General features: G+C 62.2%; 16 protein-coding genes. 10 read left to right on the forward strand and 6 right to left on the reverse strand.

The window, feature by feature from the left end:
- Nucleotides 1-193: 193 nt before the first annotated feature.
- The gene (locus JL2886_RS15695; RefSeq protein WP_082996108.1) at nucleotides 194-943 is read right to left on the reverse strand and encodes a response regulator; all 750 of its coding nucleotides are present in this window, start codon (nucleotides 941-943) and stop codon (nucleotides 194-196) included.
- A 704-nt stretch (nucleotides 944-1,647) separates the two neighbouring features.
- On the opposite strand from JL2886_RS15695, the gene JL2886_RS15700 reads away from it, so the two are divergent.
- From JL2886_RS15700 to JL2886_RS15710, 3 genes are all read left to right on the forward strand, one after another.
- A complete protein-coding gene (locus JL2886_RS15700) occupies nucleotides 1,648-2,709 on the forward strand; it encodes a Hint domain-containing protein (RefSeq protein ID WP_065272855.1) in 1,062 nt (353 codons plus the stop codon).
- A gap of 270 nt (nucleotides 2,710-2,979) precedes the next feature.
- A complete protein-coding gene (gene rpsD, locus JL2886_RS15705; protein WP_065272856.1) occupies nucleotides 2,980-3,600 on the forward strand; it encodes a 30S ribosomal protein S4 in 621 nt (206 codons plus the stop codon).
- A 205-nt stretch (nucleotides 3,601-3,805) separates the two neighbouring features.
- Entirely contained in the window at nucleotides 3,806-4,378 is a 573-nt protein-coding gene (locus JL2886_RS15710; protein ID WP_065272857.1) for a PA14 domain-containing protein, read from the forward strand.
- Nucleotides 4,379-4,430: 52 nt separating this feature from the next.
- Here the strand turns inward: JL2886_RS15710 and JL2886_RS15715 are convergent, their stop codons facing one another.
- Entirely contained in the window at nucleotides 4,431-4,892 is a 462-nt protein-coding gene (locus tag JL2886_RS15715) for an Lrp/AsnC family transcriptional regulator (protein ID WP_065272858.1), read from the reverse strand.
- Between the two features lie 103 nt (nucleotides 4,893-4,995).
- On the opposite strand from JL2886_RS15715, the gene JL2886_RS15720 reads away from it, so the two are divergent.
- From JL2886_RS15720 to JL2886_RS15735, 4 genes are all read left to right on the forward strand, one after another.
- Nucleotides 4,996-6,420, forward strand: coding sequence for an aminotransferase class V-fold PLP-dependent enzyme (locus JL2886_RS15720; RefSeq protein WP_065272859.1), 1,425 nt, complete (start codon nucleotides 4,996-4,998; stop codon nucleotides 6,418-6,420).
- A 131-nt stretch (nucleotides 6,421-6,551) separates the two neighbouring features.
- Entirely contained in the window at nucleotides 6,552-7,643 is a 1,092-nt protein-coding gene (gene hisC, locus JL2886_RS15725) for a histidinol-phosphate transaminase (RefSeq protein ID WP_065272860.1), read from the forward strand.
- Nucleotides 7,640-8,560, forward strand: a complete 921-nt coding sequence (locus JL2886_RS15730; protein WP_065272861.1) for a prephenate/arogenate dehydrogenase family protein — start codon at nucleotides 7,640-7,642, stop codon at nucleotides 8,558-8,560. The genes hisC and JL2886_RS15730 overlap by 4 nt, the downstream gene beginning before the upstream one ends.
- Entirely contained in the window at nucleotides 8,557-9,396 is an 840-nt protein-coding gene (locus tag JL2886_RS15735) for an extensin family protein (protein WP_065272862.1), read from the forward strand. Before JL2886_RS15730 ends, JL2886_RS15735 begins: the two co-directional genes overlap by 4 nt.
- A gap of 36 nt (nucleotides 9,397-9,432) precedes the next feature.
- Here JL2886_RS15735 and JL2886_RS15740 read toward each other — a convergent pair whose 3' ends face one another.
- Nucleotides 9,433-10,431: a DUF2125 domain-containing protein gene (locus tag JL2886_RS15740; RefSeq protein ID WP_065272863.1), complete on the reverse strand. Its 999-nt coding sequence runs from the start codon at nucleotides 10,429-10,431 to the stop codon at nucleotides 9,433-9,435.
- Nucleotides 10,432-10,500: 69 nt separating this feature from the next.
- Between JL2886_RS15740 and JL2886_RS15745 the strand changes: the two genes are divergently transcribed.
- The 3 genes from JL2886_RS15745 to JL2886_RS15755 all read left to right on the forward strand — a co-directional run bounded on the left by JL2886_RS15745 (nucleotide 10,501) and on the right by JL2886_RS15755 (nucleotide 14,654).
- Nucleotides 10,501-11,031 (forward strand): gamma-glutamylcyclotransferase, encoded by a 531-nt coding sequence (locus tag JL2886_RS15745; protein ID WP_065272864.1) that lies wholly within the window; start codon nucleotides 10,501-10,503, stop codon nucleotides 11,029-11,031.
- Nucleotides 11,032-11,108: 77 nt separating this feature from the next.
- Entirely contained in the window at nucleotides 11,109-12,296 is a 1,188-nt protein-coding gene (locus JL2886_RS15750; protein WP_065272865.1) for a biopolymer transporter ExbB, read from the forward strand.
- A 3-nt stretch (nucleotides 12,297-12,299) separates the two neighbouring features.
- Nucleotides 12,300-14,654, forward strand: coding sequence for a peptidoglycan -binding protein (locus tag JL2886_RS15755; RefSeq protein WP_065272866.1), 2,355 nt, complete (start codon nucleotides 12,300-12,302; stop codon nucleotides 14,652-14,654).
- 21 nt (nucleotides 14,655-14,675) lie between these two features.
- Here the strand turns inward: JL2886_RS15755 and JL2886_RS15760 are convergent, their stop codons facing one another.
- From JL2886_RS15760 to gloB, 3 genes are all read right to left on the reverse strand, one after another.
- The gene (locus JL2886_RS15760) at nucleotides 14,676-15,647 is read right to left on the reverse strand and encodes a M23 family metallopeptidase (protein WP_065272867.1); all 972 of its coding nucleotides are present in this window, start codon (nucleotides 15,645-15,647) and stop codon (nucleotides 14,676-14,678) included.
- Nucleotides 15,647-17,971, reverse strand: a complete 2,325-nt coding sequence (gene clpA, locus JL2886_RS15765) for an ATP-dependent Clp protease ATP-binding subunit ClpA (protein ID WP_065272868.1) — start codon at nucleotides 17,969-17,971, stop codon at nucleotides 15,647-15,649. The genes JL2886_RS15760 and clpA overlap by 1 nt, the downstream gene beginning before the upstream one ends.
- A gap of 180 nt (nucleotides 17,972-18,151) precedes the next feature.
- A complete protein-coding gene (gene gloB / locus JL2886_RS15770) occupies nucleotides 18,152-18,925 on the reverse strand; it encodes a hydroxyacylglutathione hydrolase (RefSeq protein ID WP_065272869.1) in 774 nt (257 codons plus the stop codon).
- Nucleotides 18,926-18,942: the final 17 nt, after the last annotated feature.

An 18,942-nucleotide genomic window follows, 5' to 3' on the forward strand; every position in this document is an offset into this window, starting at 1 on the left:
AACCAGGGCTATCCGCGTTCGCAGTGTGACGCGCCTACGGTGTGGCATCAGGGCTCTCGTTCGTTAGCTTATGTCTCGCGTTGGTCGCTCCGGGAATTGTATCCGGGCAAACGGGTGTTTATCGGCCAGGTACCGCCTTGGCACTGCACTGCAGTCGCGCAATCCAAATTAGCGGAACAGGGCTTGATGCATATTATTTGCTGATCAAGGGCCGCTTGCGCACGGGTACGCCGCGGGCTGCAGCCACCACGCTCACCAGATCATCGACGAGTACCGTCAGATCCTTGCAGCCACGTTCCAGCAGCGTGAAATTCGACAGGATGACCGGATCCAGGGTCTGGTCTGCTTTCTCGATCGCCTTCAGGCCGCGCAGGGTGGCCAGGGTCTTGCTCAGGATCTCACGCATTTCCGGGCCGCAGGTCAGCATGAACCGCTCGATCACTTCGCCAACCGAGCGCTGGAAGGCCTGTGCTCCTGACAGGGCGGAAAACAAAATGCGCCGCTCGATTGCGGATGTCACGGATTTGATCAGCGCTGATACTGTCAGCTCTTCCTTGACGATGTAATCCGCGCAGCCGTTTCGCATCGCCTCGACCGCGGTATGGTGAGAGGTGACGCTGGTCAGCATGATTGGGATTGCGTCGGCCTGGTCTTCATGGGCAATCAGCGCCCTCAGCGCATCCAGCCCGGTTTCCATGCCCAGATTATGATCAAGGAACACTATATCGAACGTGTTCTGGTCCAGTTCCCGGCGCATGTCGGCGACGGTGGCGACCTCTGTGAACTCGATCTGCAGTCCTGCCTTCTTGCAGGTTTTGATCAAGCGCAATCGGTCGATCGGATCGTCATCCAAAGTCAGCGCAGTCAAAGGTTGCTGTGCTTCCTGAGGGACCTCTTCAGGAACTGTGGAACTGATGGTTTCTTCGTCAATGTCATTCGTCATACCGGATCACCTTCTAACTAACATCGGGGATCTATGGCACTTCAGATCGCCCGGGAGTGGGCTTGGCCGACGTTCAACCCCTGACACACATCGGGGTACCCTGTCACTATTCGCCACAGTGGCTAACAATCTGTAAAACGCGCTGCGGCGGCTGGTGGCCGTAAGCAGGGTATTCTGGAGGGGTTTTCGCTGCAGGGCAGTAGATTTTCCTATCCATTTTTTTGACAATTGGCAGGGCATTGAAATCGCTCAAATTATTCGCGTTAAAGGGGAGGGCGCGGGCTTTGTGTCGCGTCAGAAGCCGCGCATCCCGAAGGTTCTAGGCGCCATCTGATGATAGAGCATCAGCAAAGTTTAGGTGGCGCAAAAACTGCAATAAAAATGGTAGTTTGCGGGAATTTTATCTTGGATAGGCGAAGGAAAATCAGACAGAAGTTTTGACCTTTTTGGTATCTCTTACTGGGCTGGCGCATGGCACGCCGCCCCGGCCAGGATATCCAGCCGGGCAGGGGGAGAGAATGACCGGTGTGAACCGGCGGCTTCTGCGGTAAGTTGTGCGGTGCCATCGTGGCACTCACGATGAATTTGTGGCTTTGCTGCCGCTGTGTAGGCAAGGATAGGCGGCGGCTGGACTTTGACCTTTCACTGGACAACGGCCATTGGTACGTTCTGCACAATAACAAAAACCGAGGCAGGCAAGAGCAATGAAAACGGGCTTTATTGGCACGTTTGTCATTTCTTGGTCGCAAACAGAATTGGACGGTCTGGCGTCCGCGCCGACCGATGCCCTGAGGATGGGGGCGGTCTGGTCGTGGCACGGGGACAGCCTGCGCCTGGACGGGCCGACAGAACTGTTGCGTCTGGAAGTGGCAGAGGGTGAGGCGGATATGCGACGCCGGGCGGCGCGGTCAGTGCGCAGGCTGGTGGGCGCTGCTGTCGATCCGGGCGCAGCCACCGCGACAGGGGATGAGACGGTTCCGGATCGGAGCTTTGTCATCACCGATGGTATGCGCCGATACACCGCGACGCTGATCGAGGCCGGAGCGGGCAGGCTGCCGCTCTTGATGTTTGTGGATGAGCTGCCGCCACGGGATGCGGACCTGTGGATCGTGCATCTTGCGCTGGACGTCGGACAGGCGCCGAAGCCGCAGGAGGATGCAGACAGTGGCTTGATCTGCTTCACGCCCGGAACCCTGATCGACACGCCCTCTGGTGCATGCCCGGTTGAGCACCTCAGCCCGGGTGATGTGGTGCAGACCCGCGATAATGGTCCTCAGAAAATCCGCTGGATCGGAGCCCGCCGGATGAGCGGCGCGCGGCTGTTCGTCTACCCGGGGCTGCGGCCAATTCGGCTGCGCGCTGGGGCGCTTGCGTCGGACCGTCCCGAGGGCGATTTGCTGGTCTCCCCGGAACACCGCCTGTTGCTGCGTGGCGGACGTGTGCGGGCGCTGTTCAATACGCCGGAAGTTCTGGTCGCGGCGCGGGACCTGATCAATGGGACCAGTATCGCCGCGGACACGCAGTTGCGTGAAGTGACCTATATTCATCTGCTGTTCGAAGAGCATCAGGTGCTTTGGGCGAATGGCGTGGAAAGCGAAAGCTTTCATCCCGCCAACGCCTCCCTTACAGCCTTGTCAGAGGGGGATCGCCAGCGACTGCAGACCCTGTTGCCGGGCGTGGATGAAAACCCGCTCAGCTATGGCGCCTTTGCCCGCCGCAACTTGACCGCATCCGAGGCGGCAATCCTGCGGCACGAGGCGGCCTAGGCTGTTTTGCTCCCCGAATGGCAAAAACCGCAGCCTGCGGGTATTGACTCGGGCGAGGCTGCCTATATAAGCGCGGCTTCATTGGTGTTGGTGGCCCCCGCAAGGGGATCCCTGTCATGCCGTAAGGCAAGAGGACAACGCCCTTTATAGCCGCCGTTTGCCCGGCTGCGTTCTGGCTGATCTGGTTTGCTGGCCCCCGCGTCCGCAATCCGAAAAGTGGGAACCGGTTTTCGGATCAAATTGCGGAGCCATAAATAAAGGAGATCAGCCGTGACCAAACGCACGTCTGCCAAGTACAAAATCGACCGCCGCATGGGCGAAAACATCTGGGGCCGTCCGAAGTCCCCGGTCAACCGTCGTGAATATGGCCCCGGCCAGCACGGTCAGCGCCGCAAGGGCAAACTGTCCGATTTCGGCATCCAGCTGCGTGCCAAGCAGAAGCTGAAAGGCTACTACGGCGACCTGACCGAAAAGCAATTCCGCCGCATCTACGGTGAAGCCGAGCGTGTCAAAGGCGACACCGGTGAAAACCTGATCGGTCTGCTGGAGCGCCGCCTGGACGCCGTCGTATACCGTGCCAAGTTCGTGCCGACCGTCTTTGCTGCCCGTCAGTTCGTCAACCACGGCCACGTTCTGGTCAACGGCCAGCGCGTCAACATCCCCTCCTACCGTGTGAAAGAGGGTGATGTGATCGAGGTCCGCGACAAGTCCAAGCAACTGGCTGTCCTGCTGGAAGCCACTCAGCTGGCCGAGCGCGACGTTCCGGATTACATCGAAGCCGACCACTCCAAAATGAAAGCCACCTTCGTGCGCACCCCCTCCTTGGGCGATGTGCCTTACCCGGTGATGATGGAGCCGAACCTGGTCGTCGAATTCTACGCCAAAAACTAAGTCGGATCCCTTTCGGGATTTGCGCAGGGGCTGCCTTCGGGCAGCCCCTTTTCCATTTTGGCAGTCGTTACGACCCGCCGCTACCAACTTCACGCGGCGAAATGGTGCTGAGCGGCCGATTCTCATTTGTCTATTTGGCGTATCCAGTTGTAGGCTTGGGGCCGAGCATTGGGAATGCGCAGCCCATCAGACTGAGGTGACCAAGATGAGAACAGTATTCGGCACGTTTCTGGCCGCAGCTTCAATGACACTGGCAACGGCCCTGGCAGCTGCGCCTGTCAAGCTGCAACCAGCAGATCCGCAGCCGGGTAGCGTCCGCTCGGGTCTTGCTGTGCGTTATGCCTATCCGCAGGACGTACGCACCCTGTCCGAGGCTTCGGCGGCGTTGAAACAGGGATCCGAAGCCGGGCGCCCGCTGAAGGGCCTTGATCATCGGGATACTAACGAAGGCGACATCACCCTAACGTCGAAACAGGCCCAGCACGTGGTAGCCCGGATCACCGGCTATGTCCGCTTTGACAAACCCGGCGTCTACAATATCGATTTCCTGACCAATGACGGGCTGCGGGCGAAAATCGGCGGGCAGATCGTTGGTCAGTTCGATGGGCGGCAGACCTGTGACAGCACCGTCATGACCGAAGTCGAAGTGCCGGTAGCCGGATGGTATCCGCTGGATGCCTTGTATTTTCAGCGCCTTGGCACGGCTTGCCTTCACATGCGCATGGGCGCGGAAGGCGCGCGGATGAAGTGGATGCCTGACGCCGCCTTCGGCCACTGATCACACCGGGCCCTTCCTGCCTTCCTGCGCCCTGATCGATCACCCCGGTGAGTCACAGGGGCAGGGGGCGTCCTTCGGCAATGGCTTCCATCGCGAAATATGAGGTGACGCTGTCCAGCTCTACCCCCGCGATCAGGCGCTGGTAGACCTTGTCGTAGCTGGTCATGTCTTCGGTAACCACTTTCAGCTGGTAGTCGTAATCACCGCCGATGCGGTGGAAGTCCACGACTTCGGGGATGGTCAGAACGTGCCTGCGGAAGGTTTCCAGCCAGTCCGCAGAATGGTGGCGCGTGCGCAGCATGACAAAGACCACCAGATCCAGTCCCAGTTTCGCGCGGTCAATCCGCGCGGTTGCCCCCTGTAGCACGCCGTTCTCATTCAGCGCCTTCAGCCGCCGCCAACAGGCGTTCTGCGATAGGCCAACCTTTTCGGCGAGTTCCCGTTGTGACAGGCTGGCATCCCCCTGAAGGCAGCGCAGGATGGCGCGATCAATATGATCTAGATTGTTAGTCATTTAGCGATCATATGACACAAATTTGCGCGCCATCAACCAAAATTAGGCGGAGTATTTCCAGCTCCAGAGGGTCAAGTTTCTATGGTGAAGAGCGGAGAAACAGATGATCCTTGCCACCATAAAACAAACCCTGAAGGATGCGGCCCGCGAGGGGCGTCTGGCAGATGAACTGATCGGTGAGGGCGTGCAGATCCCTGGCGCCGATGGAATGGTGCCGCTGGTCTACGCCGATTATGTCGCCTCTGGCCGGGCGTTGCGGTCGGTCGAGGATTTCATCGTCTCCGACGTTCTGCCCTTCTACGCCAATTCCCATACCGAGGCCTCCTATTGCGGTGCCCATATGACCCGCCTGCGCCGCGCGGCGCGCGCGGAAATCGCGCGGATTACCGGGGCAAAACAGGAGGACGCGGTGATCTTTGCCGGGTCAGGGGCCACTGCCGGTTTCAACCGACTGGTCAGCCTACTGGGCGTGAATGAGGCCCGCGCGCCAGTGGTCTTTATCGGCCCTTATGAACACCACTCCAATATTCTGCCCTGGCGGGAGAGCCGCGCAACAGTCGTGGAGATCCCCGAAGCGGCGGGGGGCGGGCCTGATCTGGAGGTTCTTCAGGTGGCGTTGAGCGAATATGCCGCCTGCGATCTGAAGATCGGCAGTTTTTCGGCGGCCTCGAATGTGACCGGCATCCTGACCGATGCGGATGCGGTCAGTGATCTGCTGCATGCCCATGGCGCGCTTGCGGTTTGGGACTACGCCGGGGGCGGGCCCTATCTGCCGATCGACATGGGCGGCAAGGGGGGCGCGCGCAAGGATGCCGTGGTCGTCTCACCGCACAAGTTTCCCGGTGGACCCGGTGCATCGGGCGTGCTGATCGTGAATGGCACTGCGGTGCGCCGCAAATGCCCTTCTTGGCCCGGGGGCGGCACGGTCAGCTTTGTCTCGCCTTGGGATCATGCCTACAGCGCGGATCTGGCGGCGCGTGAAGAGGCGGGAACACCGAACGTGATCGGTGATGTTCGCGCCGCGCTGGCGTTTCTGGTCAAGGAAGCCGTGGGTGAAGCTGAAATCGCCCGCCGGGAGGCCCGCTTCGGCGCCATGGCGCGGGAGGGCTGGCAGGGCAATCCGCAGCTGACCCTTTTGGGCCACCCGACTGCGCCGCGCCTGCCGGTGTTTTCCTTCACCGTCCGGGGGGCTTCGGGGCGATCCGTGCATCAGCAGCTGTTCACTCGGATGCTGAGCGACTTCTATGGCATTCAAGCGCGGGGCGGCTGCGCCTGTGCAGGTCCCTATGCGCATCGGCTTCTGGATATCGATGCGCAGGATTCAAACGCGCTGTTCGCGGATCTTCAGGCAGGAAAAGAGCTGCGCAAACCCGGCTGGGTGCGGCTGAATTTTTCCTACCTGATGCGGGATGAAACCGCGCGATACATCATCGACAGCGTCAATGATCTGGCTCTTCGGGCCGAGGATCTGGCTGCGCGATACGAGGCGGACCCGGCGACCGCGCGGTTCCAGCCAAGGGCAGCCTGATCAGGCCAGGGTCGGCGACCACAGGACGACAGGCGGCGCAAAAAGCGCACTGCGTCTGTTGAGGGCATCTTGCGGCTTTTCGATTGCGTTGTGCGCGGGTATGAACGGGGCGGAACCAAGGAGTCCCTCTTATGACCCAGATCACACCGCAGCCCGGAATTATGGACATCGCCCTTTATCAGGGTGGGGCTGCCCATGTGGATGGGGTGAGCAACACGGTAAAGCTCTCCTCGAATGAGAACCCTCTCGGCCCCAGCCCGCGCGCCATCGAAGCGATGCGCGAGGCTGCGGCGACGATGCATCGCTATCCGAGCTCGGATCATGCTGAGCTGCGCGCCGCCATTGGTGAGGTGCATGGGCTGGACCCGGCGCAGATCATTTGCGGTGCTGGCAGCGACGAGATCATCGCTTTTCTGTGTCAGGCCTATGTGGGGCCGGGGGATGAGGTGCTTTATACCGAGCACGGTTTTGCCATGTACCGCATCAGCGCGCAGGCGGCAGGGGCGACCCCGGTCGAGGTGCGTGAGAATGAGCGGGTGACCGATGTTGACGCGCTGCTTGCAGGCTGCACCGAGCGGACCAAGCTGGTGTTTATCGCCAACCCCAACAACCCCACGGGCACCATGATCGGCGCGGCCGATGTGGCGCGTCTGGCCGATGGCCTGCCAAAGGGCGCGCTGCTGGTGCTGGATGGCGCCTATGCCGAATATGTCGAAGGCTTCGATGCAGGCGCTTCGCTGGTGGCCGAGCGTGACAATGTCTTCATGACCCGCACCTTCTCCAAGATCTACGGGTTGGGTGGTGCGCGCATCGGCTGGGGCTATGGCCCGCAGGAAATCATCGACGTTCTGAACCGCCTGCGCGGCCCGTTCAATGTCTCGACCACCGCGCTGGCTGCGGCCGAGGCTTCGGTGCGGGATACTGATTATGTCGACCGCTGCCGCGCGGAAAACGCCAAATGGCGCGGTTGGCTGGCCGAGGCATTGGCTGAACTTGGGGTGCCCTCGGATACCTCCTGCACCAATTTCATCCTTGCGCGTTTCGCCAGCCAGTCAGAGGCCGAGGCCTGTGACGATTTCCTCAAGGCGCAGGGGCTGATCGTGCGGCGGGTGGCGGGCTACAACCTGCCCAATGCGCTGCGCATCACCATCGGCGACGAAGCCGCTTGCCGCGCCGTTGCTGCTGCCGTCAAGGCCTTCAAGGCCGGGCAGGGCGCAGCATGAGCGCGCCAGTCTACAACCGTGTCGCGTTGATCGGGCTGGGGCTGATCGCCTCCTCGATGTTCTGGGCGATGAAGCGGGCCGGGCTGGCGGGTGAGGTCACTGGCTATGCTCGCAGCGCCGAAACCCGGGACACCGCCCGGCGCATCGGGCTGTGTGATCGCGTCTGCGACAGCGCCGCCGAGGCTGCGGAGGGCGCCGATCTGGTGGTGCTTTGTGTGCCGGTTGGCGCCATGGGCGCGGTGGTGCAGGATATCGAGAGCGTGCTGAAACCTGGCGCCACGGTGTCTGATGTCGGCTCGGTGAAGGCCCATGTGATCGAGGCTGTCGCGCCGCATATCCCCGATGGCGTGCATTTCGTCCCGGCGCACCCTTTGGCGGGGACTGAGCATTCCGGGCCCGAGGCAGGCTTTGCCGAACTGTTTGATAATCGCTGGAGCCTTCTGGTTCCCGTCGAAGGCACCGACCCCGATGCCGTGCAGCGCCTGCGTGACCTCTGGGAGGGGATGGGCGCCAATGTCGATGAGATGGATGCGGATCACCACGATCTGGTGCTGGCTGTCACCAGCCACGCGCCGCACCTTATTGCCTATACCATGGTGGGGGTTGCTGACGATCTGCGCCGCGTGACCGACAGCGAGGTGATCAAATACTCGGCTGCTGGTTTCCGAGACTTTACCCGGATCGCGGCCTCTGACCCGACCATGTGGCGCGATGTGTTCCTGACCAACAAGGACGCGACGCTGGAAATCCTAGGCCGTTTCACCGAGGAGCTTTTCGCCCTGCAAAGGGCGATCCGCACCGGCGACGGGGAGCATCTGCACCAATATTTCACCCGCACCCGCGCCATCCGCCGCGGAATCATCGAGGCAGGGCAGGATACGGATGCACCGGACTTCGGACGGGCAAAGAAGACATGATCGCCCGGGCTGCTTTTGCGCTGGGCCTTTTGTTGGCCGATGCCGCCGCTGCAACGGCGCCAGAGGACTCCTTGCGTCCGGCCGGGCGCCCGGCAGGCATTGCAGCCTCACCGGGCCCCGAGCTTGAGGTCTCTACCTTGGCGGGGCCCGAGCTGATGCGACCAAAAGGGCGGCCGATGTCAGAGCAAACCTTAGCCGTGGCGGCGCTGGGTGTGGTCACGTTGCCCGATGTCGGGCCGGGCAGTTCGTTGCGCCCCAGCTTGCGCCCCGATGCCATTGTTCAGCAGGTGCTGTTCAAGCGGCGCAAGCTGCGTAAAACCTCGGTCTGCGGCGATATTGATATTCAGGGAGAGCCGGTTGGCTCTGTCGTCGGCTCTCTACCGGGCTGCGGTGCGAAATCGGCGGTCCGGGTGTCCTCGGTCGCGGGTGTGCAGCTTAGCAAGAAATCGGTGATGACCTGCGATATGGCGAAATCGCTGAACCGCTGGGTCGAACGGGACGTGGAAAAGGCATTTGGCCGCCGCAACCGCGTAGTGTCGCTGCGGGTGGCTGCGCATTATTCCTGCCGCACCCGCAACAACCGCCCAGGCGCGCGCATCTCGGAGCATGGCAAGGGCAAGGCGATCGATATTTCCGGCTTTACCCTGGAGGACGGTGAGACGATCACCGTTCTGGAAGGCTGGCAGAAGCGCCGTACCCGCAGGAAGCTGCGCAAGATCTGGAAAGCGGCCTGCGGTCCGTTTGGCACGGTTCTGGGACCCGATGCGGATCGCTATCACAAGGATCACTTCCATCTGGATGTGGCGCGACACCGGGGCGGATCCTACTGCCGCTGACAGGAACCGGGTTCGTCAGAGCGCCCGATGGCCTCCTCAGTAAAGCGTGATGCGGGGAGCGGTGCCGAGCGGCAGCGGACCAAGAAACATCTGCCCGTCGGAGAAGGACAGGGCGATATCGAGATCCTGTTCGCGCCCATGCATTTCAGCCAAAACTGCGAGGATCCGTTCGGTTCCGCTGCGCAGGCGCGTTGGAAGAAGACCGGAGCGTTCGGCCATCCGCAGCATGTCGCGCCAGTTCTCGGCGCGGATTGCGACCTTGCCACTGATCCGGCCAGCCTCATCGACCTCCACGTTGCCGCTGGCCCGCAGGGCCAGTGCGCCCCAATGCGCCTCTGCCTGCGTCAGGGTGATCCGGCGCGGTTGAGGGCGGCGCAGTTCCAGCGCGCGCCGGTCCCATGCGGTGTCAAACAGGATATCCGCCGCGAGTGTGACGTCGCTCAGGCTGGGCGGCAGGTCTTCGGCTGCGATCAGCATCCGTTGCAATCTGCCGCGGGGGGTCAGCGTCTCTGCCCGGGCCGAAATGCGATAGCTCTCCGTGTCCCCCGTTCGGGTCATGTCCAGGGCAAAGGCAGGGGCGGATAGCAGGACCTTACCCGCCCGCGATATCTTCCACTCTGCCGCCTGCAGTGACATCCGTTCCAGTGACATGGCTGATCCGGGCGCGAGCTGCAGGTCCGCCTGCATGTCCGCAACCTGCAGGACTGCTGTCTTGTCGAAATGGGACAGGCGCTGCGGGGCGGGGGTGAACTGCAGCGTCACCTCCTGCGGCTTCAGGGGCAGGCTGTAGAGGCTGATCCAATCCGCGCTCCAGGCGGCGCCAGTACCGGGGTCGGCCAGCGTTGGATGCAGGATGCGCGTCCGGTGCGCTGTCGGGAAACCGGAACTTTCCAACGCAGCGTATTCCGCCAGCCAACCCTGCCGCTCCTGCTCATCGAACCATTGGGCAATACCGCTGCGCAGGCCCCAGGCGCTGGCGGCCCAATACAGGCTCCACACCAGCCCGGCAGCCACCAGAAGTTTCACAACGCGCATGCCAAAGACCCTCTTTTGCCCGGAGCAGATTTGCTGTTTACAGACAGGGATCAGAAAGGACCAGTTGTCATGACCATGTGGGTGTTCGGATACGGATCACTGTTGTGGAACCCGGGATTCCCCGTCGCGCGCCGCGAGATCGCGACGCTGCAGGGCTATGCGCGCTCCTTCTGCATGAGCTCGGTTCACCATCGCGGTACCGAAGAAAAACCGGGCCTGGTGCTGGCCCTTGATGAGGTTGCTGGCGCGCATTGCACGGGCCTTGCCCTCGCCGTGGAGGGCGGCGCCGAGGCCGAGACACTGGACTACCTGCGCGAGCGTGAGCTGATCTCCTCGGCCTATGTCGAGCGGGATCTGGAGGTGGAGCTGCACACCGGGGATCTCGTCACTGCGGTGACCTATGTGATCGACCCCCATCATGTGCAGTATTGCGGCGGGATGAGCCTTGAGGAACAGGCCCGGATCATTGCCCATGCGGTGGGCGGGCGCGGTCCCAACACCGAATACCTCTATAATACCGCAAGCCATCTGGCCGAGATCGGGCTGAATGATGAAGATCTGGACTGGCTGGCGGGGCGCGTGCGGCAGATCACAGCATAAAGCCTTGGCGTTGCAGTCTCTTTCCTTGTAGGCTTCAGGCGCGAGAAGAGCACTGAAAGAGGCAGGAGCCCCTTAATATGGCGCAGCCAGACGGTAAGATCAGGCCCCAGTTTTCCCAACCGGTCCGACAGGTCATTCTGATGCTGATTGCATTGGGACTTGCCGGTTTTGGCGCCTTTGTTGCGCTGCCACGTGTGCTGCCGGTGTTTCAGGCCAACCCCTGGCTCAACGGGTTTATCCTTTTCGTCTTTGTGATTGGGGTGCTGGCCTGTTTCTGGCAGGTCGTGCAGCTGATCGGCTCGGTGCGCTGGATCGAAAGCTTTGCCGGCGGCGGCAGCCGCGGCGAAGACCGACCGCCGTCGATGCTGGCGCCGCTGGCCTCGCTCCTGCGGTCGCGGGGGGCGCGGATGCAGCTTGGCTCTTCCTCGACCCGCTCGATCCTGGATTCCGTGGCAACGCGGATCGATGAAGACCGGGAGATTACCCGCTATATCGTCAACCTTCTGATTTTTCTTGGTCTTTTGGGTACGTTCTATGGTCTGGCGACTACGGTTCCGGCGGTTGTAGATACCATTCGCAGCCTTGCCCCGCAGGAGGGCGAAGAAAGCCTGACCATCTTTAACCGGCTGATGACCGGGCTTGAGGCGCAGCTGGGCGGCATGGGTGTTGCTTTTGCCTCTTCCCTTCTGGGGCTTGCCGGGTCGCTCATCGTCGGTCTTTTGGAGCTTTTTGCCGGGCACGGCCAGAACCGGTTCTATCGCGAGCTGGAAGAGTGGCTGTCCTCCTTTACCCGAGTCAGCTTTTCTTCGGGCGAAGATGGGGCCGGGGACAGCGGGATCGTTTCCGAGGTGCTGGATACAATGGCCGAGCAGATGGATGCCCTGCAGGGCATGTTCGCCGAAACCGCACAGGGCCGCGTCGCGGTCGAGGAAAAACTCTCGCAGCTGGTCGATAGTATCAACGACATGAACCAGCGTCAGGAACAGAATGAAACGCTGAGCGCGGCCTTGGAGCGGGTGGCTGTCGGGCAGGAAACCCTGACCGAAATCATGCGCGCCCATGGCGACGTGGGCCTTGATGCCGAAAGCCGCATGCGGCTGCGCTCGATCGACGTGCAGATGCTGCGCATCCTTGAGGAAATTTCGGCCGGTCGACAGGAAAGCCTGGCCGAATTGCGCAAGGATATCGACCTGATGGTCAAGGCCTTTGCACCGCCACGGGGCGGCCAGCGCGCAGCCAAGGCCGCCTCTCAGGACGAGGGTTGACCCATGGCCCTGTCCCGGCGCACTGGGCAACGGTTCCAGGCCTCGATCTGGCCGGGCTTCGTCGACGCGATGACCGGGCTTTTGCTGGTGCTGATGTTCGTGCTGACCATTTTCATGGTGGTGCAATCGGTTCTGCGCGAGACCATCACCGGACAGGAAAGCGAGCTGGACGAACTCTCGTCCGAGGTACAGGCGCTGGCCAATGCGCTGGGGCTGGAGGAACGTTCGAACAACCTTCTGACCGCCCGGCTTGGCGCGCTCACGGCGACGCTGAGCACGACACAGGACGAACTTCAGCAGGCCGAGGGACAGATCGCCGAGCAGAAATCGCTGATTGCCTCGCTCACATCCGAACGGGACGCGCGGGTTGCCGATCTGGAGGCCGCGCGTAGCCGCATTACCGCCTTCGAGGCGCAGGTAGCCGCCCTGATCGCCGATCAGGAGGCCACAACGGCGGAAATCGCGGATCTAAGCGCGGAGCGGAAACAGCTGGAGGCGGACAGGGCTGAGTTGCTGAGCGAGCAGGAAGCCTTGAACCTGGCGCTGGCGCAGGCTCGTGATGAAATCGATGCCGGTGTCGAAGCGGCGAGGCTGGCTGCGGCTCGGCGCGAGGCGCTGGAGGCGATGATCGCTGATTTGCAGGCGGAAGGCACGGCGCAAGAGGCTCAGCTGGCCGATCTAAAAGATCAGCTGAGCGAAGAAGAAACTGCCCGTCTGGCCGAAGCTGCGGCGGCTGAGGCCCTGCGCAAGAAACTGGAAGACGCTGATGCCGAACTGACCGCCATGACCCTGTCGCTGGAGGCGCAACGCCAGCGGGCCGAGGATACGCTGACCCTTCTGGCCGCCGCCGAGGCTGCCAAGGCGCAGCTGGACAGCCAGCTGGAAGAGGCGCTTGCCACGCTGGAAGCCGCCCGCGCGCAATCGCGGGAACGGGACGAATTGGCCGAGCGGCTGACCCGGGTTCTGGCGCAGATGGAGGTCAGCCAGTCCGAGGCCGAGGCGCGGGTCAGCGCTCTCGAGGCGGAACTCGACCGGGTGCGGACCGATGCCGACACAACCCGCGCCAGTCTGACTGCAGATCTGCAGGCCGCCCGGCAAGAGGCCGCCCGCACCCGTGACGAGTTGGAAGCGGAACTTGCGCGGCAGCAGGCTGCCTCGGTCGAGACGCAATCACAGTATGAAGACCAGCTTGCCCAGCTTCAGGCAAACCACGCCAAGGCCCGGGCGGATCTGGAAGCGGCGCTGAGCGCGGCCGAAGACAAGGCCGACGCAGAGCGGCGTGCCTTGGAACAACAGCTGGCCGAGGTCCGGGCGGATGCTGCCAGCCTGCAGGCCGGGCTTGAGGCACAACTGCAGCAGGCCCGCGCTGATCTTGCCGCTGCCCGCAGCGCTGCCAGTTCCACTGCAGAGGACCGCGCTGCGGTGGAGCAACGTCTGCTGACTGCGCTGGAAGCACTGGAAAACGCCCGCGCGGCGGCCAGCGATACGGATGTGCTGCAACAGCGCTTGCTTGCTGCGCTCAATGCCCAGAAGGAGGCAGAGACCAGCGCCGAGGGGCAGCGCAACCTTGCAGAGGAACGCGCCGCGCTGCTGGCGCAGGCCCGCGCAGCACTTGCCGATCAGAAACAGCTATCGACCAAGGCACAGCGCGAGGCGGCGCTGCTGAACCAGCAGGTCGCAGCCCTGCGCGAACAGCTGGGTAGCCTGCAGGCCATTCTGGACGATTATCAGGCGCGCGATGCAGCGCAGCAGGTTCAGTTGCAGAACCTCGGTCAGGATCTGAACGCCGCGCTGGCCCGCGCCGCCTCGGAAGAGCGCAAGCGCCGGATTCTGGAAGAACAGGAGCGCAAGCGGCTGGAGGCCGAGGCGGCAGCTCTGGCCGACAAGGCGCAGGATCTGGAGCGCTACCGGTCGGAGTTCTTCGGGCGGCTACGGGATGTTCTGGGCAGCCAGGACGGTGTGCGGATCGAGGGTGACCGTTTCGTCTTTGCCTCCGAGGTGCTGTTCGCTCCGGCAAGCGCTGAGCTGTCGGAGGCGGGCAAGGCGGAAATCGCCAAGGTTGCCCGTATCCTGCAAAGCGTGGCCGCTGCGATCCCGCCAGAGATCAACTGGATCATCCGGGTCGATGGCCATACCGACAACACGACATTGCTGGGGCATCCGAAGTTCAAGGATAACTGGGAGCTTAGCCAGGGGCGGGCGCTGTCGGTGGTGCGCTACATGATTGATGCACTTGGCATTCCGCCGGGGCGGCTGGCGGCGAATGGGTTTGGCGAATATCAGCCCGTCAACACTGCCGACACGCCAGAAGCCCGCGCCCAGAACCGGCGGATCGAGTTGAAGTTCACCGAACGCTAGGGCGGGGCGAAAGGGCGCGGATCAGTCGATCCGGATCGGCTGGATGATCCGGTCCACTTCTGCCCCGTCGCGCATCAACCGGGCAATCCCGGTATAAAGCCCGGCAGGCCAGGCTGCCCTGCGCAGACGTTTGCCCGCAGCGCGGAAGAATTGCGCCTGATCCTTTTTCAGAGTGGCCTTCTGATCGATCATTTTGCCGCTCGGCCCGTCAATGGTAAGGGTAAGGGTGTCGCCCTCCCGTCCACCAAAGGCATAGGCCCAGAACACCATCGCAGGCGCATCCTTTGCCAGCATCTCTCCCTTCGCTGCAGTGGTACCGGATTTGATCGCGTCATAGGCTGGAACGCCGGTGCTGAACCCGGCACCGAGGAAGCCACCAGCCTCATAAGCAACTGGCTGCGCCCACAGGGAGGCGCCGGATGCGGTGCCGCAGGCGGCGCTGCTATCTGGCTGGAAGGGGTCGACAACCGCGCCATCCTTGCGCAGCGACAGATGCAGGTGCGGGAATTGCGTCTTGCCGGAGAGGCCAACCTCGCCCAGGGCGGTTCCAGCGGCCACCCGGTCGCCCTTGGCGACGCGGAGCGAGCCGCGCTTCATGTGACAATACTGGGTTTCCCAGCCGCCCGCGTGGCGCAGCACCAGACCGTTGCCGCATTCTCGGTCCTTGATCTCGGCAGCGTTTGCCTTGGTCGCGTATTGATCCGGCATGCCATCGCGCAACCCCGCAACGACTCCGTCTGCGGCGGCACGCACCGTGACGCCGGTCTGCATGTCCGAAAGGTAGGGCAGGGCGATATCCGTGCCCTTGTGCCCGTCATAAGTCAGGCCGTTGCAGGTGAAATCCTGCGCCCCGGGGCCGGGATCCCGGTCGACGTATTGCTGAATGTGGCAGCTGTCGCCCAGCACGCAGTCGATGGGCCAGTTCAATGCGAAATCGCCCGCCGCAACGGGTGCGGCGAGCGATGAAAACAGCGCGAAAAGCGTGCGATACATTATTCTGCGGTCAGCAGCGGCGGCTTGTTACCGGAAATCCGGGGCTTGCCTGGGCCTTCAAGGCGCAGGTCGATCTTGCCGTCCTTGATGCCAACCTTGACGAGACCGCCCTTGGTCAGCTTGCCGAACAGCAGTTCCTCGGCCAGCGGTTTCTTGATGTACTCCTGAATGACCCGGCCCAGCGGACGCGCACCCATCTTGTCGTCATAGCCCTTCTCGGCCAGCCATTCGGCAGCCTTGCGGGTCAGTTCGATCGACACGTTGCGGTCCATCAGCTGCGCCTCAAGCTGCAGTACGAATTTCTCGACAACCTGCAGAATGACCTCTTTGGGCAGCGGCGCGAAGGAGATCACCGCATCCAGACGGTTGCGGAACTCCGGGGTAAAGGTCCGCTCGATAGCGGCGGTGTCTTCGCCCTCGCGGCGGTCGCGACCAAAGCCGATGGCGGCCTTCGCCATATCCGAGGCACCGGCGTTGGAGGTCATGATCAGAACCACGTTGCGGAAGTTCACGGTGCGGCCGTTGTGATCGGTCAGCTGCCCGTTGTCCATCACCTGAAGCAGGATGTTGAAGACATCCGGGTGCGCCTTTTCGATTTCATCCAGCAGCAGCACACAGTGGGGATGCTGATCGACGCCATCGGTCAGAAGACCGCCCTGATCAAAGCCGACATAGCCCGGAGGCGCGCCGATCAGGCGGGAGACCGCGTGTTTCTCCATGTATTCCGACATGTCAAAGCGCAGCAGTTCCACACCCAGCGTATCGGCCAGCTGTTTGGCGACCTCGGTCTTGCCGACACCGGTGGGGCCCGCAAAGAGGTAGTTGCCGATGGGCTTTTCCGGCTCCCGCAGGCCTGCGCGCGCCAGTTTGATGGCGCTGGACAGCGCGTCGATGGCATCGTCCTGACCGAAGACAACGCGTTTGAGCGATTTCTCCAGATCCTTGAGCACCTCTGCATCGTCCTTGGACACGCTCTTGGGCGGGATGCGGGCGATCTTGGCGACGACGGCTTCAACCTCTTTGACGCCAATGGTCTTGCGACGCTTGTCTTCGGGCACCAGATGCTGCGCGGCGCCGGCCTCGTCGATCACGTCGATGGCCTTGTCGGGCAGTTTGCGGTCGTTGATGTAACGCGCCGACAGCTCCACCGCCGATTTGATCGCATCGGTGGTGAATTTGACGCTGTGGTGTTCCTCGAAATAGGGCTTCAGGCCCTTCAGGATCTCGATGGCGTCTTCGACCGTGGGTTCGTTCACGTCGATCTTCTGGAACCGGCGCGACAGGGCGCGGTCTTTTTCAAAGTGCTGACGGAACTCCTTGTAGGTGGTGGAGCCCATGGTGCGCAGCTTGCCGCCCTGAAGCGCAGGCTTCAGCAGGTTAGAGGCATCCATGGCGCCGCCAGATGTGGCGCCAGCGCCGATCACCGTGTGGATCTCGTCGATGAAGAGAACCGCGTCGGGGTGTTGTTCCAGCTCGGTCACAACCGCTTTCAGGCGTTCCTCGAAATCACCGCGATAACGGGTGCCGGCCAGCAGCGCGCCCATGTCGAGCGAATAGATGGTGGTCTCGGAGAGAACCTCCGGCACCTCACCCTGCACGATCTTGCGCGCCAGACCTTCGGCGATGGCGGTCTTGCCAACGCCGGGATCACCAACCAGCAGCGGGTTGTTCTTGCGGCGGCGGCACAGCACCTGAATGCAGCGCTCCACTTCATGGCTGCGGCCGATCAGCGGATCGATGTCGCCTTCGCGGGATTTCGCGTTGAGATCGACGCAATACTTGGCCAGCGCGCTTTCCTTATTTTCGCCCTCGGCGGCCTGCGGCTGTGGTTCTTCTTCAGCCTCGTGAGCGCCGGAAACCGGGCGCGGTTCGCCAAATGCAGGGTCCTTGGCCACACCATGGGCGATGAAGTTCACCGCGTCATAGCGGGTCATGTCCTGATCCTGAAGGAAATAGGCGGCATCGCTTTCGCGCTCGGCAAAGATCGCAACCAGCACGTTGGCGCCGGTGACTTCGGTGCGGCCCGAGCTTTGGACATGGATCGCAGCCCGCTGGATCACCCGCTGGAATGCCGCGGTGGGCACAGCTTCGGAGCCGTCAATATCGGTAACAAGGTTCGACAGATCCTCATCCACGAATTCCACCAGGGCCGTTCGCAATTCGCCGAGGTCGACGCTGCAGGCGCGCATTACGCGGGCTGCGTCGGGTTCGTCCAGCAGCGCCAGCAGCAGGTGCTCCAGCGTTGCGAATTCGTGTCGCCGCTCATTCGCCAGCGCCAGCGCTGCGTGAATGGCTTGTTCCAATGTGCTCGAGAATGAAGGCACGGGCGTGCTCCTCTGTCTTGGGTTGAGGGGGGCGGGGCGGCGTATTTACCATCCTTCCCCACTCTCAACCATGGCCTCATAGTATTAGAGTTTGGTTGATAGACCGCCGGCTTCAAGCGCTTTCTTTTATTTTTCGGTCACATTTCTTGTTGCTAAGCCGGAAATGATACACGCCAGAGGTTAGAAATTGTCCTTTCTGCGCCGGATTTCTGTAAAGACATCAACGTCTTCAGCGTTCTGCATGGCCATCGATTCCTTAACGCTGGAAAGATGGGCACGCAGGAAGGGATTTGTGTCCAATTCCAGTTGCAGCGTAGAGGGCACGGTTGGCTCGCCCGCCGCGCGGGCGGTGTCGATCTGCGCGATGCGGGTCTTTAGGGCGTCGTTGCCCGGGTCGATCGTAATGGCAAAGGCGGCATTGGCCTGGGTGTATTCATGGCCGGAATAAACCACGGTTTCGGGAGGCAGGGCGGCGAGGCGCGACAGGCTGTTCCACATCTGCTCGGGGGTGCCTTCGAAGAGGCGGCCACAGCCAAGCGCCATCAGGCTGTCAGCGGTAAAGACGGCGTTGCTGTCCGGGATGTAAAAAGCGATGTGGCCGACGGTGTGACCGGAAACATCCAGCACCTGAACCTCGTGACCGAACAAATCGAAGCTTTCACCATCCTGTACTGCGCGATCCAGATCTGGCAGCCGGTGCGCATCTGCCGCCGCGCCAGTCACCGAGGCGCCAAAGGTGCTGCACAGCTCCTTGGTCCCGTCGATATGGTCCCAGTGGTGATGGGTCAGCAGGATCTCGTCCAGCCCCCATCCGCGCTTCTTAAGAGCCGCGGTGATGGCGGCAGGATCCGGAGCGTCAACCAGTGCGGTGCGCCCCGATGCGGCGTCATGCAGCAGGAAGGCATAGTTGTCAGAGAGGCAGGGAACGGTGACGATCTCAAGGGGCATGGTCATTCGCTTTTTCATTGTTA

The sequence above is a fragment of the Phaeobacter gallaeciensis genome (assembly GCF_001678945.1).
Classification (GTDB): Bacteria; Pseudomonadota; Alphaproteobacteria; order Rhodobacterales; family Rhodobacteraceae; genus Phycobacter; species Phycobacter gallaeciensis_A.